General features: G+C 38.1%; 14 protein-coding genes and 1 pseudogene. 5 read left to right on the top strand and 10 right to left on the bottom strand.

Going from position 1 to position 17631, the window contains the following annotated elements:
• Window positions 1–52: 52 nt before the first annotated feature.
• The 4 genes and pseudogenes from AC27E9_RS06045 to AC27E9_RS06030 all read left to right on the top strand — a co-directional run.
• Window positions 53–172 (top strand): annotated as a pseudogene (locus AC27E9_RS06045) (patatin-like phospholipase family protein); the annotation flags it as partial.
• A gap of 254 nt (window positions 173–426) precedes the next feature.
• Entirely contained in the window at window positions 427–1494 is a 1068-nt protein-coding gene (locus AC27E9_RS06040) for a serine hydrolase domain-containing protein (RefSeq protein ID WP_487128206.1), read from the top strand.
• Between the two features lie 3 nt (window positions 1495–1497).
• A complete protein-coding gene (locus AC27E9_RS06035) occupies window positions 1498–2547 on the top strand; it encodes a patatin-like phospholipase family protein (RefSeq protein ID WP_487128204.1) in 1050 nt (349 codons plus the stop codon).
• A gap of 33 nt (window positions 2548–2580) precedes the next feature.
• Complete coding sequence (locus AC27E9_RS06030) at window positions 2581–2970, top strand: bacteriohemerythrin (protein WP_487128203.1); 390 nt, start codon at window positions 2581–2583, stop codon at window positions 2968–2970.
• A gap of 67 nt (window positions 2971–3037) precedes the next feature.
• Here the strand turns inward: AC27E9_RS06030 and AC27E9_RS06025 are convergent, their stop codons facing one another.
• From AC27E9_RS06025 to seqA, 10 genes are all read right to left on the bottom strand, one after another.
• Window positions 3038–3418, bottom strand: a complete 381-nt coding sequence (locus tag AC27E9_RS06025) for a VOC family protein (RefSeq protein WP_487128201.1) — start codon at window positions 3416–3418, stop codon at window positions 3038–3040.
• Window positions 3419–3448: 30 nt separating this feature from the next.
• A complete protein-coding gene (locus AC27E9_RS06020; RefSeq protein ID WP_487128199.1) occupies window positions 3449–5269 on the bottom strand; it encodes a protein kinase domain-containing protein in 1821 nt (606 codons plus the stop codon).
• 208 nt (window positions 5270–5477) lie between these two features.
• The gene (locus AC27E9_RS06015; RefSeq protein ID WP_487128197.1) at window positions 5478–5828 is read right to left on the bottom strand and encodes a hypothetical protein; all 351 of its coding nucleotides are present in this window, start codon (window positions 5826–5828) and stop codon (window positions 5478–5480) included.
• A 616-nt stretch (window positions 5829–6444) separates the two neighbouring features.
• A complete protein-coding gene (locus AC27E9_RS06010; RefSeq protein WP_487128195.1) occupies window positions 6445–8019 on the bottom strand; it encodes a dihydrolipoyllysine-residue acetyltransferase in 1575 nt (524 codons plus the stop codon).
• Between the two features lie 11 nt (window positions 8020–8030).
• On the bottom strand, window positions 8031–9008 hold the full coding sequence (locus AC27E9_RS06005; RefSeq protein WP_487128193.1) for an alpha-ketoacid dehydrogenase subunit beta: 978 nt from the start codon (window positions 9006–9008) through the stop codon (window positions 8031–8033).
• Window positions 9008–10192, bottom strand: coding sequence for a thiamine pyrophosphate-dependent dehydrogenase E1 component subunit alpha (locus tag AC27E9_RS06000; RefSeq protein WP_487128191.1), 1185 nt, complete (start codon window positions 10190–10192; stop codon window positions 9008–9010). Before AC27E9_RS06000 ends, AC27E9_RS06005 begins: the two co-directional genes overlap by 1 nt.
• A 345-nt stretch (window positions 10193–10537) precedes the next feature.
• Window positions 10538–11638, bottom strand: coding sequence for a succinylglutamate desuccinylase (gene astE / locus AC27E9_RS05995; RefSeq protein ID WP_487128310.1), 1101 nt, complete (start codon window positions 11636–11638; stop codon window positions 10538–10540).
• 288 nt (window positions 11639–11926) lie between these two features.
• The gene (locus tag AC27E9_RS05990; protein ID WP_487128189.1) at window positions 11927–13642 is read right to left on the bottom strand and encodes an ABC transporter ATP-binding protein; all 1716 of its coding nucleotides are present in this window, start codon (window positions 13640–13642) and stop codon (window positions 11927–11929) included.
• Window positions 13643–14203: 561 nt separating this feature from the next.
• Window positions 14204–15850: a phosphoglucomutase (alpha-D-glucose-1,6-bisphosphate-dependent) gene (pgm, locus tag AC27E9_RS05985; RefSeq protein WP_487128187.1), complete on the bottom strand. Its 1647-nt coding sequence runs from the start codon at window positions 15848–15850 to the stop codon at window positions 14204–14206.
• Between the two features lie 53 nt (window positions 15851–15903).
• A complete protein-coding gene (gene seqA, locus AC27E9_RS05980) occupies window positions 15904–16464 on the bottom strand; it encodes a replication initiation negative regulator SeqA (RefSeq protein ID WP_487128185.1) in 561 nt (186 codons plus the stop codon).
• A gap of 246 nt (window positions 16465–16710) precedes the next feature.
• Between seqA and AC27E9_RS05975 the strand changes: the two genes are divergently transcribed.
• Window positions 16711–17475, top strand: coding sequence for an alpha/beta fold hydrolase (locus AC27E9_RS05975; protein WP_487128183.1), 765 nt, complete (start codon window positions 16711–16713; stop codon window positions 17473–17475).
• Window positions 17476–17631 lie beyond the last annotated feature (156 nt).

Raw genomic sequence — 17631 nt, 5'->3', positions numbered from 1 at the left:
CTGAATTTTCAACATAAATGAGCAAAAGAGAAGTTATCTACTAATGGCGAATATGCTAGATATTTATGCAGGTAAAAATGCCTTAAAAACAATTCAACAACACGGTTTTAAACAAGAACTATTTACCACTATACTCGGTGCTAGCGGTGGCGCTAAATGGTTTATTTTGTATAGCTAAACACCGACAAATGACTTATTGAGCCGTGGAGCATTGAAATTAATTACTCTTATTATATATCCTCTAATGAATTGATAAACTTATTCTTGCTCTGATATAGTCATTTTTGATATTAATTTGCGAGTGTTTTGTCATGGATGATTTGAATGTATAAGTATATTAAGAGCACACTTTTTTTATGTACCTTCAATGTCTTCCAATGTTTCGCTAACTTAAATGAAAACTACCAAGCCCAAATAGAAAGTTTCGTGTCGGAAAAAGTTCCTGGTATTGTTCTTTTCGTTGAAACACCTAGCACTTCCTTTATTGGTAGTGCAGGACTTTCAAATATAGAACAAGGCATAGTAATGTCACCTGAAGCTATAATGCCTAATGGTAGCGCAGGAAAAAAGTTGACTGCACTACTAGCTGCAATACTTCATGACGAAGGCATCATTGATTTAGATACTTCGATTATTCAATACTTACCAATAAAGATTATCGAAAAAATTCAAAATTCCAAAAATATGACGATAAGGCAGTTACTGAATCATACAAGTGGGATTTTCGAATACAACGATGCTAAGAATTATGCATTTTTCAAGGCACAATTTACACAAACAAATAAGTTAAAAACTGACATTTTTCCGTTAAGTTTTGCCTTTAATCAACCCGCAAGCTTTAAACCAAACGAAAGTTGGGCATACTCAAATACTGGGTATGCTTTAACAGGTCTAATTTTAGAAAATGTATTAAATCAGCATCCTTCAATGGCTATAAGGAAAAAAATATTAAAACCATTGGGCTTAAATTCAAGTTATGTTAAAGGGGTTGAAGAGCATAAACCCGATTTTATATCAGGCTATTTCTATAATGATGGTGACGCTAACTTCCCATCTCCTATGAATAAATGGTTTGATACAAAGAATGTAATTGGTAGCTCTGCGTTTTCTGATGCACCACTTGCTTCCTCGGTAAAAGATATGGCAAAACTTTTAAAATCAATTGTTATAGAAACTGAAGTTGTGAAAAACAATATAAGAGAAAATATTATCGGTCAGAAAAACCTTGTAAAGGCATGGGGAGCTAAATTTTATAGCTCTTCAGAACTATATTACGGTTTAGGCCTATTTATAGAGAAAATAAATGGTACAACGATATATCATCATGGTGGAACAGAGTTTGGCTATTTCACTCAAAATATTTACATACCTGATGGTGATATAAGTATTACTGCTTTTGCCAACTGTGGTGTGAATGACTACTGCGAAGAACGCTTTAAAGAATTAACGTTTAATATATTAGATTCATTTTTAGGTATTAGAAACAAAAACTAAATTATGCTAGATATTTATGCAGGTAAAAATGCCTTAAAAACAATTCAACAACACGGTTTTAAACAAGAACTATTTACCACTATGCTCGGTGCTAGCGGTGGCCCTAAATGGTTTTCATTATTTGGCTTAGACAAGTTTTTATTTGGCGAATACTTTAAAAATAGGGCAACAGAGCTAAATTTAATTGGCTCTTCTGCAGGTGCTTTTCGATTTGCTGCGCTAAGTCAACAACAGCCTGTTGAGGCCATTACACGCTTAGCAACACTATACTCACAAACACAATATTCTCAAAATGCTGATGCAACTGAAATAACCGACAAAGCCATTACTTTACTGAACGAGGTATTAGGCGAAAAAGGCTGTCATGAAATTATCAACAACCCGATATTTAAAGCACACTTTGTCGTTGCAAAATGCCAAGGCTTAACATCATTTGAGCATAAATTTCCATTAATGTTAGGACTAGTGGCCAGCATGGTATTTAACCAAGTTGACCGTGGTCTACTCGCGAAACAATATCAACGTTTTGTTTACCACCATCCAAATAGCAAACTTAAAGTACACGACAATTTTAACTTCAACACCCAATATCAACCATTAAACCAAGAAAATTTAGCGACAAGCTTATTAGCCTCTGGCTCTATTCCCATTGTAATGAAGGGCATACAGGATATTACTGGCTCACCAAAAGGCATGTATCGCGATGGTGGTATTATTGATTATCATTTTGACCTTGATATTACGCCAGCTAACGGTCTAACACTTTATCCGCACTTTTCTTCTATGCCGAAGGCCGGTTGGTTTGACAAAAACTTGGATCGAAAGGTTAATGCCAAGCACTATGAAAATACCGTGATGCTAGTGCCATCGAATGAGTTTATCGCTCGGTTACCGTTTGCAAAAATACCCGATAGAAAAGACTTCACTGATTTAGATGCAAAAACGCGATTAGATTATTGGCAAACTGTGTTAAAAGAATCTGACTATTTAGCAGAAGAATTCGCCAAAGTTATAGCAACATCAAAAACTGAAAATATCAGGTTGATAGAATAACCTAAATTGGTCAAAGCAGGGAATGATAAGTATATGGCTAAGCCACCACTGGTAATTTGGGATAACAATACCTTTGCAACAGGGATAGAAGAAATTGATAGCCAACATAAAATATTAGTTGGCTACATTAATCACTTAGCTTGGGCTATTGATAATAAACAAGATAAACAACTTATGTCGGCATTATTTGATAAGCTTTGTGACTACACACAATTCCACTTTCAAACAGAAGAAACTTATATACGTGCCCTTAATAAAAATGACTGCTTATTACATCAGTTGCAACATAAACACTTTATTGAGGAGCTTAACCGCATCATAGCGCTCGGCGAAACAATAAAAATCTCCGAAGAGTTACTTTATTTTTTAACCGATTGGCTGCTACATCATATACAAATAGAAGATAAAAAATTCTTCCAGTAGCTAATGAATCAACAGCAGATGCACTTACTCTTTTTGTTGAAGAAACTGTACTTTAAAAAATTTTAATTTAAGAAGCTTTCTGATAAATAGCACATACGGCACCAGCGGGATCTTTAATCACTGCATATTTATCACTACCCATTGATTTAATTTCCGTTACTAATTCGCCGCCGTTATTTTTCACCGCCGCGATTGAGGCATCAATATCGGCAACTAAGAAGTAAGGCAACCACGCTGGTGGTAAATCCTTATTTACGCCCTGAGCATGACAAATGCCACTAACAGCGTCACCATTAATGGGTTCAAGCATAGCGTAATCGTCATAATCTCCCATCGAAACACTTTCTGTTTTCCAGCCAATAACATCTTGATAAAATGATTTTACTTCGCCAGCATTTTCGACCGATAAATCAAGCCACGCCATGGTACCTATTTTATTTTCACTCATTATCTCTCTCCGGTGATATCGTTCGCTTAATTAAATTTTAGGGTTTCTCGGATAAAATTTGTCAGGTAAGGCATTTATATGCTCGAAAAAACGTGTGTCTTTATAAGGTAGCTTCATAAAGCCAGAAATACCAAAACCAGTAATGGTAGGTAACAACTGTAGTAACTCAGTTAGACACTGCTTAAATTCTGCTTCTTTGTCGTGGTTTAGTAACATTAAATAGCTATGAATTTTCAAATGTTTTGGTAATACTTCAAAAATAATACAACCGGTATGGTGAATTTGATTCATTCTTGCCAAAACGGCCATTATTTCATCGGGTAGATACAAATATTCGTCGGGATCTTTACCATCTTCAAAATAAGAATGTAGGCGAGTAACATCATCGATATCAGCAACATCACTAATGTCATATGGGATAAACTGCTCACTCGCAGCTTTAAATGGTAACGCTTCATTTTCGCGCTCTACGTGCAGAGTATTACGAGCATCAAACAAGCAACTTTTAAAAACCCCGACTCGGAAAATACCCTGTGCTAACCGAACCATGTTATTCACTGCACTTTGAAAGGATGTTTTTAATTTCGGATCAAATAACGATAAATTCGAATCAATATAAACCCCATCCTTTTCCCAGCGTACGGCTAAGCCACCAACCACAGGGAAGTTTGCCAAGCGACTTACTGCAGCAATAAAGGCTTTTTCGGTGTCTCCCATCCCCATAAGAAAGTTTTTATAATATTTTTCCAATTGCACATCATCAATACCACTTAATTGCTCTCGATCAGAAGACTCTCGTAAAAATGACTTTCGCGAGCCATAAACAACGGTATCGATATTTTTATTATAATTTTTACACCACACTGGCACTAAGGGTGAAATTTCAATGGCTAGTGGCGGGTCAGCTAATACAGTATTTTTTAGTAAACTAAGGTGCTGAAAAAAGTAATCCCCGGCTTTATTTCTAGTCGCTCTATCATTGCTGAGCATACCCGTTAATATTTGTGCTAACAATTTAGGTAAGCCTAAAGACGAAGGGGGAATAACCGCACTACCATAACGACAAGATTGCCCAGAAGCTATGGCATATAAAGTTGCAGCTAGGCCTTGTTCGTCAAATCGTGGCGATGACATTTCACCACTAATTTGCTCAGGGCCAATGAAATAAACATCTCCTAAACGGGCATTACTATTTTGTAAGTCACTGCTCATTAAGTCCATGATATTATTCGCCGTTGTGTGGCCGTATATATCAAGCTGTGCGGTAACTGCTGAGCCCCAATCAACCAAATAAACTTTTTCAGTTTTCTCATCAAATACTACGTTCGACGGTTTTATGTCGCCATGCACATAAGGTTTACCTTTAACATGTTGGCTGGGGTCACGTAGATAATGCAAAATATCAGCAAGTTGCAAGGCAATTTTTACCACTAACTCTGCCGGTAACGGGCCTTTTTTATGCGATAACTGCTCTAAATCTATTCCCGGCGCACGCTGCATATGAACAATGGATTGCCGTTTAATTTTGTAATATTCAATAATATTAGGAATGCGACTATGAGCAAGTTCACCTTGAATTTCAGCTTCATCTGCTAAACGGTCTTGCACATGTTGTGGCAAATTTATTCGAGAAAACTTAAAAACTTGGGGCTGCCCTGCTTCATCATAACCGCCAAAAACAAAACCGAATGCCCCTTTACCAATTAAGGAAATATTTTTATAACCCAACAAACTTAATTGTTGCTGACAAAGCTCAACCCATTGTTTTAACTTGGTCGCATCTTCATGATTAAGTAAATATATTGATTGCTCTTCGGCAATATAAAAATGCTGGAGTTTCTTTTCTACCACCGTCAACCTCAAAGAAAATGCACTGTAATTATTTTATCTATCATCAAAAGCACAACACAAGTCATTGGCTATTCGATAAACGACTGCAAAAGAGAAGAAAATAACCGCCTGTATTGTCTGAATAAAATCATACCATGATTTTTCAAGATTAGAGGTTAATAAAAAATAAAGCTTAGCAATGGCGTTAAGGTAAAAATAATAATTAACTTTAGTGTTGCTGGCGTGAGATTAACGCGGTGAATTTAGGCAGTATATCGGTATTATTCACCAAAGACTTTTGATGCTTACCACTTTTTAACACCTCAATCGGTGCAGCCCAATAATCAGACAAACCGTATTGTTGTTGATCTAACTGATACTCTAATCTGTGGTTAATCGTGAAATTTATTTGCTTGAGCAACTGCCGAGTTGTGTCTTGGTTGTTTAAATCATTTGCAGCTAAATAAATAGCTTTTGGGCTCGTTAATGTATGACTACATGCCGATAAAAATATCAGCATAATAAAAAAGCTAACTTTGCAGTAATTCATTTCAGGTAAACGTTTAGTACTAATTGCCAAACATGGTGACACTTTTGAATAGCCTATTTTATAAAAATTGACCAATGGAAGTTGCCCGATGATGAAACAAAAAGTAAAAATTTGTACGGTTAAAATTTAGCCTAAGCTATTAAATTATTTGGTGGAAATTTAACTTTCATGGCAAGCAAGTAAAAAAGTTCAAATATTATTAAGCAATGTAACATTAATGTCACAGTGAAAAAGTATCATAGCCCTGCATAGCATTGATATGTAGAACAGAACTCTCTCTAGAATTTTATTGGACTTTCCCTATGTCTATTGCCCTAATTTAATAGTAATTGCTATTGAATTGGGGCTTTTTTTTGTCCTTTCATTAATTGATTAGCGATTGTTATATTAAGACCGGATGCCTGTAAAGGCGCATGTGCTCAAGGCATTGCCTACATGGATGTAGGTACTTAGTTTTTGTCTGGAACTTAAAAACTGACCTTACATCTTGTACATATACGCTCTTTCACATCGACATACATGGAGGTATTAATGCCTTGTAGCCATGGATGGCTATGAAAGGCCATGTGATCGGGGCATACCATTCTTCCTGAATATAAAAAGCCTGCATAGTGCAGGCTTTTTAATAATAAATAATCAGTAAAGACTAAGACATATGCACTAGCATATTGCTTGGCTCTTCAAGGAATGACTTCCATAGATTACAAAAACGAGCAATAGTACCGCCATCAATTGTACGGTGGTCGCCAGACCAACTTACTTGCATAATTGAACGAGCTTCAACTTCACCTTTATCATTAAAGCGAGGTAGTTTTTGTAGTTTACCTAAAGCAACAATTGCCGACTCAGGCTTGTTAATAATAGGTGTTGCCACGGTACCACCAATAGCGCCAATATTTGAAATGGTAATAGTACCACCTTTCAAATCTTCTGCTGGCACACGCCCTGAACGCGCATCATTTGTTAAACGCGTAATATCAACAGCTAAATCAATAATTGATTTAGTTTGTACTTGTTTAACATTTGGTACTAATAAACCGACTTTTGAGTCAACGGCCATACCAATATTATGATCATCAAAATAAGTTAGTTCTGTACAGTCTTCATTCACTTGCGTGTTAACTAATGGAAACTGCTTCAATGCTAACGACATTGCTTTCATAAAGAACGGCATCATAGTTAATTTGATATCTTGCTTAGCGTAAACTTCTTTAAGTTCACCACGAAGTTTAATCAAATTAGTCATGTCAATTTCTTCACAATAAGTAAAGTGAGGAATCGTTGATACAGAATTCACCATAGCTTTCGCCATCGCCGCTTTAACACCACGAATAGGCTCAACTCTAGTACCACCACTAACCTTTCCTACAGCTGCAGTGTTAACTTCTGTAGCTGCTGGTACTTCATTAAAGGCGACAACATCCTCTTTATAAACACGGCCTTTCTTACCACTACCTGGAACTTGATGAATATCAACATTCAGCTCACGAGCAACACGGCGCACTGCTGGGCTTGCTACAGCTTTTTCATTAACAACTTTAGCATTGGCTTTCACTGGCGCAGGTTTACTTGGTGCAGCTGGTGCTACTTTCACAGCTTCAGTTTTTGGCGCTTCGGCATTAAGTACAGCAACACTAGCAGTGACAGAGCCAGATATTTCAACGGCAAATAAAGGCGAATGAACTTTAGCTATTTCACCTTTAGCATAATAAAGCTTAACCACTTTACCATTATGCATAGCTGGAATTTGCACTAACGCCTTATCTGTCATTACATCAGCGATAGGTTGATCTTCTTCAATCACATCGCCTTCAGCCACTAACCATTCAACCAATTCACATTCAACAATACCTTCACCAATATCTGGCAAAATAAAGTCTTCAATTTGACTACCTGATGCTGCAGGTACATTGCTTTCAGCAACGGCTTGAACAGTTGGCTCTTCAACAACAGCATCTGCTACTGGCGCACTTGCTGTTTCACCTGCTGGTGTCATGGCAAATAATGGCTGATGCACTTTTGCAATATCGCCTTTTGCATAATAAAGTTTATCAACAACACCTGAATGCATCGCAGGAATTTGCACTAACGCTTTATCCGTCATTACATCAGCTACTGGCTGATCTTCTGCAATCACGTCACCTTCTGCTACTAGCCATTCAACTAGTTCACATTCAACAATACCTTCACCAATATCTGGTAATATAAAATCAATACTCATGCGATAAAGTCCTAGTAATTCATACTGTTTTTAATGGCTTCGTAGATCTTCAAATGATCTGCAGCATATTCTTTCTCAAGTGCTAATGGGTATGGCGTGTCCATACCACATACACGAGCGATTGGCGCTTCTAGGTGTAAGAAACATTCTTGCTGAATAGTTGCCGCTATTTCACTGGCAAAACCTGCCGTTAACGGCGCTTCTTGGCTAACCACAAAACGACCTGTTTTCGTTACTGAATTAGCAACAGTTTCAACATCCCAAGGTAAAATGGTACGTAAATCGATAATTTCACATGAAATACCGTCAGCTGAGGCTAGCTCTGCTGCTTTTTCTACGATCTCCATTTGAGCGCCCCACGCTAGCAACGTAATATCGCTACCTTGTTGCACTACTTCAGCTTTACCTAGTGGTAACTGGTAATCTTCTTCAGGTACTTCGCCAACTGATGCACGGTATAAACGCTTAGGCTCAAAAAATATTACTGGGTTATCGTCACGAATTGATGCTAATAACAAACCTTTTGCTTGATATGGATTGCGAGGTACTACAACCTTCAAACCTGGCGTATGCGCAAAATAAGCTTCAGGTGATTGGCTGTGATATAAACCACCAGCAATACCACCGCCGTATGGCGTACGAATAGTGAGTTTACCAACATCAAACTCATTACCACTACGGTAACGGAATTTAGCCGACTCATTAACAATTTGGTCAAAAGCTGGGAATATATAATCAGCAAATTGGATTTCAGCAATTGGCGTACTACCCTGTGCAGCTAGACCATTAGCAAAACCAATAACACCTTGTTCTACCAATGGCGTATTGAAACAACGGTTCTTACCGTACTTCTCTTGTAAACCACTGGTTGCACGGAAAACACCACCAAAGTGTCCTACATCTTCACCAAAGCAAACTGCACGATCATTTTCGGCCATTACCGTATCAAGCGCATTATTAATCGCTTGTAATAAATTCATTTGCGCCATTACTTAATTCTCCCTGCAGTAAACGGGTAAGCTTGCGGATACTTTTTAATATGTACTTTTAACTGTTCAAGTTGTTCTTGTAACAACGGTGGAGCTTGGTCGTAAACGTCCGTCACTAAGTCTTCAACTGGCGGCTTGTCAATTTTTTCAGACACTTTCACTGCAGCTAAAACTTCTTCACGAAGTTTTTCAAACAACTCAGTTTCTTGTGCTTCATTCCACCAACCTTGCGCCAACATCCAGTTCTTCATACGAAGAATAGGATCATGCTCTTGCCACTTAGCTTCTTCTTCACGGGTACGGTAGCCTGATGGATCATCTGAAGTTGAATGCGCACCTAAACGGTAAGACATAGCTTCAATTAATACTGGCTTACCTTCTTTAACGGCATATTCACGCGCAAGTTGCACAGCTGCAATTACCGCTAAAATGTCGTTGCCATCGATACGTAAAGTCTTCATACCGTAACCAACACCACGTGAAGCAATACCATTACCTACGTACTGTTCATCAGACGGTGTTGAAATAGCATAACCATTATTACGACAGAAGAAAATAACCGGCGACTGATGTACGGCAGCCATATTTAAACCGGCATGAAAATCACCTTCAGAAGCGGCCCCCTCACCAAAATAACAAATGGTAACAGCGTCTAAGCCTTGCATTTTTTGCCCGTAGGCATAACCAGCAGCTTGTGGTATTTGTGTACCTAACGGTGATGAAATCGTCATATAGTTCAATTCATTACTACCATAGTGAATTGGCATTTGACGACCTTTACCTAAATCTTTTTCATTACTGAACATTTGGTTCATAAAGTCTTCAAGGCTAAAACCTCGAAACATTAATGCGCCTTGTTCACGATACTGCGCCATGATCATATCTTGATCTTTAAGGCCTGCAGCACCACCAACACTTGCGGCTTCTTCACCGAGTGCTGCCATATAGAAACTGATGCGACCTTGGCGTTGTGCCGCCACCATGCGCTCATCTAAAACACGATGAAATGCGAGCGTTTTGTATGTTTTAGTGGCAAGTTCTTGATCAATTTCTGGCATGGTAGCATTTTCATAGATGCTACCATCTTGTTTCAATATTTTAAGGATTGGAATTTCAACTGAATGACCATCAATAAAAGCTGGTTGATGTACTACCGGGCTTTCGTTATATACGTCAGTGTTCATAGCCTTCTCTTTTTTATTAACCTTGAATGACAAGGTGACATTTTACATTCACAAATTATTTACCATTGAAAGTATAGAAGCTTTCACGGTGAGGTGAATATTTATGTCATTGTTATGAATTGTTGGTTGTAATAATCGCAAGCACTTTACCTTTACGTAAACTGAAAAACAAGTTTAGTGATCAAAGTTAGTGCTTTTATTTGTATAACGGCGAGCATAATTCTTTACAGTTATCCCCGCACATAAATACCTGACCAGATGCTTAGTTATGCAGGAATAATTTGTTATTCAATATACATAGCATCTGCACTATTTATATTAGTCAAAGCTAAGTTATTAATTCGCTTAAGTAAGTGTTGTTGGTGTAACGGTTAACATAGCACGTTGACCAATTGCCACATTAGCATTTGGGAAAATAATGGCTTCACCGTTTTGTTGGGTTTTCACCTCAACACCACCATCAACAGCCAACACATGCCCTTGTGGGAAATCCGTAAAGTTTTCAACGTCATCAGCAAACGTTAAGGAAAAGTCCTCATGGTGGCGATCAATCACTTGCGATATTTCATACAAATTAAAATCTTCTGCTTGATACGGCGTTAATTCAAGATCTTGCCCTGATACTAAACGTGTTAAAGTTTCACGCACTTGCATAAATTGCGTCATATCATTTTCGCCAAATGGGCGTACTTTACCTAGCTCTACAGTGAAAGCATCAGCACCAAATTCATTTGAAGAAAAATAGCTAAATGTGGTCGTTGGCGAATGAGAAAGCAACACAGTACTAACACCACAAGCATTTAAAAATGCAAGTTGAGATTTTTTACGTGGTGCGCCATGAAGAAACGGATAAACAGCAAATTTGTCGCATTTAGAGCCACGAATTGCCGTATGCAAATCGTAGTGGCATCGATGACGTTCACCACCATTTGCACAAGGTAATTTACTGCCAGCTTCAAAAAATTCACGTACAGTATTTTCTAACAATAATGCTCTGTGGCGCTCTTTATTAATTAGGCCTGAGCCGTTTCCTTGGTCTTGTGAATGACCACCTGAAAATAAACGATTCATATTTTCTTCAACAAAGCGCTCAGCTATGTTCATTGATGCTGGATTTCCAAAAATAAACAATACTCGCTCAGCTAGCATTAACTCACCACGAATTAGCTGGCCAATAATATCACTGCAAATTTCAATTGGCGCGGTTTCATTACCATGCACCGCACTTGATAAAACAATATCTTGACTAGTTTCACGATCAAGTGGTTCAAAGGTAATTAACCCTGTTTCTAAAACTGACACTTTGCTTTTTGATTGCGATGCTTGATGAACAACTTCAAAGCTGAATTCGCCACCTGGTAGCGACCATTCATTGGCACGTGTTATAGATAAGAAGTCACCACTTTGTTGTAATCTTGATGCCAAAGTAGCTGTTGAATTTGTTATATCGCTCACGCCGAATCACCTATTGTTGTATCTGTTGTATGGTAAATTTTAATTTAAAAACTTTCATACACTGTAATAATTGCGCGCTATTGTACAGGATTTCGCGAGATACGTCTTGCCTGTGATGTATGTGCATCACCGACAAAATAGTACAGTCTTCCCTGCTCGCTAATCTTTAAACAGCTAAATAGAGTTAATATTGCGAACAGAGCGTTAGCAAGGCTTGTTATGAAAAAAGGTGGAGAGAATAGCAGCCCATAAACGCAGGGCTGCGTTGAAGTACTTAATCTATTTGGACTCTGCCAAGTTAGCACCACTATCTATGCTACTATCAATAGTGCTATCAATAGCAGAACTAATAATCTCACCATCAGCAATTTCAATAATATCATCTTGTGGTTGGATTAACTCTCGATGATGACTGATCATGATTACATGCATTTCTGTCGCTAAACGTCGTAATAAAGCCATTAATTCAGTTTTATTTCTGCTATCAAGCGCAGATGTAGGTTCATCGAGTAATAATACTTTTGCTTGACGCAGTATTGCCCGTGCAATAGCAAAACGTTGCTTTTCTCCGCCAGAAAATTGATGTGCCTGTTCTGAAACAATTTGTTCTAAATTTTGATTAATTCGTTGTAACCAGCTTTGTAAACCAACCGAGACTAAAACATCCAAAATATGTTTATCACTAATGGTGTTATCCAAACCTAATGTAAGGTTTTGACGAATGCTGGCATGTAGTAATTTAGGCTCTTGGTCAACCCAAGCAATCACTTGCCGAACGGAGTGAAGGTTATAGTGACTGAGTGCTTTACCGTTAATAAACACAGAGGCATGGGTTTCCGGGTAAAAACCTAAAAACTGGTTAAGTAAAGTACTTTTGCCACTTCCACTCTCACCTAGCACAACCGTTAAGCCCTCGGCAGAAAACTGGCAACTAATATCTTTAAGAATGTATTTATCGTTGCGGACAAAACTCAAGTTTTTAACTGCTAATGTTGAAACTTGTTTTAGTACTTCAGGAGCGTCATTATGTTCAAGCGGTAGCTTGTTAATTTCCGATAATCGACTCGCCGCGCCCATGGCTTTATTCAAGTTACTAAAAAACATTGCCATCGACATTAACGGGAAAGCCAAACCAAACAAATACAGTAAGAATGCGGTTACAGTACCTAAAGTAATTGAACCTTGTTTTAGCCAATATGCCGAAAATGCTAAAATGGCGATCATACTGATCATCAAAACAAGATTGGCAATGGGCCCAATAAGCGCAAGCACTTTAGTTGCCCGCATTTCTTGTACAAAGCACTCGTTTAGCAGTTCATTTGACTGTTGATGCAATTGCGATCCTGCATTATGAGATTTAATCAACTTACCGTAACGTAGCCATTCAGTAACATATTTTAATAAGTTAGCTTCTGCAGCTTGTGTCGCCTTACCAATATTGTTCATCATCAACGCAATTGGCGTAATAAGCACAAAACCAGCAACCACACAACTTACCAGTACTAATGTTAAGCGCCAATCAAGCACAAACATTATGGTAATAACAGCAAACAACGACACCACGCCGCTAAGCAAACCGATTAAGTCCTCTGCAAGAACGTTTTTCACTTCTTTCGAGTCATTCACTACACGAGCACTCAATTCAGCACTGTGCTCAAGATCTAAACTTTGGCTTTGGCTATGCAATAATCGGCCAATCAAACTAAAGCGTAACCGGAAACTGATTTGATGGCCGGTTCGACCGCCAAACCAACCTAACATTGCCTCAAAAACAGCAGTAATTAATACTATGGCAACGAGGCCAACAATAATAATGGTTTCAAGTCCGTCGCTACTAATAGAGTCGACTAAATAACTTGAATATAAGGGTAAAACTAGCTCAAGACTGGTTGATGCTATGACTAAGACAACGAGATAAACAAATGATTTAACTGAAGGTTTGTGAGGAGATAATAGTTTCCACAATGACTTTGAGTCATCCTTGCTCTGTTCCATAACGACTTCCTGTAAATGATAATAGTACTAACATAAGGGTTTAAAACTTGATATCAACCATCAACCAAAACGATTACTTTAAATTCAATTCGTTACCTACAGGTAAACTTAACCTAGTAACCTCTTCAATTTAATAAAAATATATAAACTAACAGGCAAAGCGCGGTAATCAACGAACTATAACAAAAGCTAATTTGAAAGTTTTTAAGCTTATTAACTCTACTAAATAGCGCCACAATAGCACCAACCAGCAGCCCACACATTACCGCCAATATCACCGAATAGGTAAAGATAAATATATATTCCACGTGATTACCTTTTTAATAAACTAAAGTTGTTCCTCATTGAAGATTGTTTCTTATTGAAAATAGCTTTCTCCAATAACAGTAATTTACCAGCTACTTGACTTCCTAGCACCAATAATTGTCCAAATAAAAGTAAAAAAAAAGGTGCCCTAAGGCACCTTTTCTTAAATTAACATAGCGATTTATTCTGTAACGGATTTTTCAATGGTTTTGCTATAACTTTGCTATAACTTTGCTATAGCATCAGCAAGGAAGATTACAAGCCCGCAGTAACAAAAGCTGCGCTAACCAACTGCTGAGCATCACCGATAATATGCTGTAAATGCTCTTCATCAATAAAGCTCTCAGCATATATTTTATAAATATCTTCAGTACCAGATGGACGAGCTGCAAACCAGCCGTTTTCAGTACACACTTTAATACCGCCAATAGCAGCACCATTACCTGGTGCGTGCGACAATATTTGCGTGATTTTCTCACCTGCCAGCATTTGAGTGGTTATCGCGTCAGGCGTCAAAGATGTTAGTACTTGCTTTTGCTGAAGATTAGCCACAGCTTCAACACGCCCATAACATGGTTCACCTAACTGCTGCGCTAATTCTTGATATAACTGATAAGGATCTTTACCTGTTACTGCAATCATTTCAGCTGCAAGTAAGGTCATTACAAAGCCGTCTTTATCTGTGGTCCAGCAACTACCGTCACGAGCAATAAATGACGCGCCAGCACTTTCTTCGCCACCAAAGGCATAACTTGAGTCGTGTAAGCCATCAACAAACCACTTAAAGCCAACCGGCACCTCAGAAAGTGGGCGGTCAATAAGCTTAGCAACACGATCAATCATTGAACTTGAAACCAGTGTTTTGCCAATTTTAGCCGTTGAAGGCCAGTTTCTGTGTGTCATTAAATAGTGAATAGCAACAGCCAAGTAATGATTTGGGTTCATTAACCCACCAGATTTGGTCACAATGCCGTGGCGATCAAAATCTGGGTCATTCCCAACAGCAACATCAAACTTATCTTTTAACGCAATCAAACCCGACATAGCATAAGGCGATGAACAATCCATACGAATTTTTCCATCTTTATCTAACGGCATAAAAGCAAAGCTAGCATCGACAACAGGATTCACGACATCAAGTTTTAAACCATACTTTTCCGCAATTACCGGCCAGTAATGAATACCAGAGCCCCCAAGCGGGTCAACACCAATATGAACACCTGCTTTAGCAATCGCTTCCATATCAATAACTTGGCTTAATTCATTAACATAAAAATCAATAAAGTTTTCACGTTTCAGTATTGGTGACTGTAACGCTTGCGTATAATTAACACGTTTAACATCAACAAGTTCATTGGCAATAATATCGTTAGCACGTTGTTCAATAACTTTAGTTATTGCGCCTTCTGCCGGGCCACCATGTGGTGGGTTATATTTAATACCGCCATCTGTTGGTGGGTTATGCGATGGTGTAATGATCAAACCATCGGCCTGTGCAGGGAGTTTTTTATTATGAGCAATGATCAACCGTGAAATAACCGGTGTCGGCGTAAAGCCTTCATCTTCTTGAATAACAACAGGCACGTTGTTAGCTATCAATACCGAAATTGCCGATGCGAATGCAGGCTCAGATAAAGCATGGGTATCTTTGCCTAAATATAGCGGCCCTTGAAAACCTTGCGCCTGACGATACTCAGCAACGGCCTGACAAATGGCTTCAATATGATTTTCGTTAAAGCTTAATTTACTGGCATTACCTCGATGACCTGATGTACCAAAAGTAACTTTCTGCTCGGCAATTCCAATATCAGGCGTTTGTAGAAAATAATCACTAACTAAACGACCAATATTAATTCTATCTTCAGGTCTTGCTGGCTTACCAGCGTGATGATGAATTGTCATGTAAATTCCTTGTTGCTTAAAAACGTAGACCACGCATGAAATGCAATGCCTTACTATAATAAATCGCGAATACTTTCGACATCATCTTCGTTATACCCTAATGCTCGACTTACTTCTGTCAGCATCATTTTCTTACGGGTGGTATTAGAGTTCGTGATCACCCAATATGGGCTATCAGGAATTTGCCGTGGTTTCGTGCTGCTGCCACTCGCGGCTAATTCTGCTTCACTAGCAGCAAAATATAATCGGTCACGACCTCGTATTTGATAAACCGCAGAAAACTGCTGATTATGAACTCGATAAAGCGCAGCTAAAATTAATAAAAAACGACCCACAGCGCCACGCTGCATTGCCAACTCTTCTTTATTAATATAATTAAATACGCTGCCATCAACATCTGTTGTTACCGGCTCTTTTGTATCAACTACATCTTCTTCTGGTGATTCATCTGCAACAGCAGTTGATGCTGATACTGGCTGAATCTCAGGTTCGGCATTAGCTTGTTCAGGTAAGTTAATTAGACGACGTAAAATCGACGAGGCACTTTCGCCAATATACTGAGTATTTGAGGCAATGTGCTGATAAAGTTCTTCATCTATTTCGATGTTTTTCATTGATGACCCTAGGAAAATTATTATAGATCGCGGCAAGATTATACTTACGTTAATAGCAAGTCTCTATAGTGGATTAACAATTGCTCGCACTTTTTTTAAAATACAGCTGTAAAACATCGATTACGAAAATCCTGTCACGATTAATATTACTTTATAATTTGCATCAAAAAGTAAAAAGCCGCACAATTTCTGACTATGAAAATTAGTACAAAGCAAATCTTCAATTCAAGTAGGTAATATCCATCAATGGTGACACAATTAAACTATCAACAACTTGGTAACGGCAAAAACGTTATTCTAATACATGGCTTATTTGGTCGTTTAGAAAATCTAAATATGGTGGCAAAACAACTTGCTGAAAATTATCGCGTAACTAGTGTTGATGTACGTAATCACGGCAGTTCATTTCATCATGAACACATGGATTACCCTACCATGGCACAAGATATTGTAGAGTTAATGCAACATCTAGCCATAGAAAAAGCCATCATACTTGGGCACTCTATGGGTGGAAAAATAGCTATGGAGCTGGCATTAACGGCGCCTGAATTAGTTGAAAAGCTAATCGTCGCTGATATTGCCCCAGTTGAGTATCCACCTCATCACAATAAAATTATTGCAGGCCTTAAAGCTATTGATTTTAATCGTGTTACCAAACGTAAAGATGCTGACCAGCAACTTGCTCAATATGTTGACGAGATTGGTGTTCGTCAATTTCTATTGGGAAATTTAACCAGTAACAACAATCAGTTTTCGTTTAAATGTAATCTTGACAATATTGAAAGTAACTATTCTAACATTATGAAAACCTATCAAGGTGATAAAAGTTATAATGGCCCAACATTATTTATTAAAGGTGCAAATTCAGATTATATTTTACCTGAGCACAGAGCGGAGATTCTACGTTTATTTCCACAAAGCCGCGCTCGTGTAATTCAAGGTGCTGGGCATTGGTTACATGCCGAAAAAACCGCAGCCTTTAATCGCAGCGTTGAAAGCTTTTTATGCTAAATTGCGGCTTTACGACAAACTAATTGATCTAGTTCTAATTTTGAACAAGTAAAGTTTGTATAATCGAAACACTTAAAATATCGAACACTCGGTCTAGTAAGCAAAAAACAGTTGCGTGATATCAATAAACTCATTTATCTAGATGTAAATTTAATG

Source organism: Colwellia meonggei, from assembly GCF_057537295.1.
This window is presented reverse-complemented; position numbering and strand designations above follow the sequence as displayed.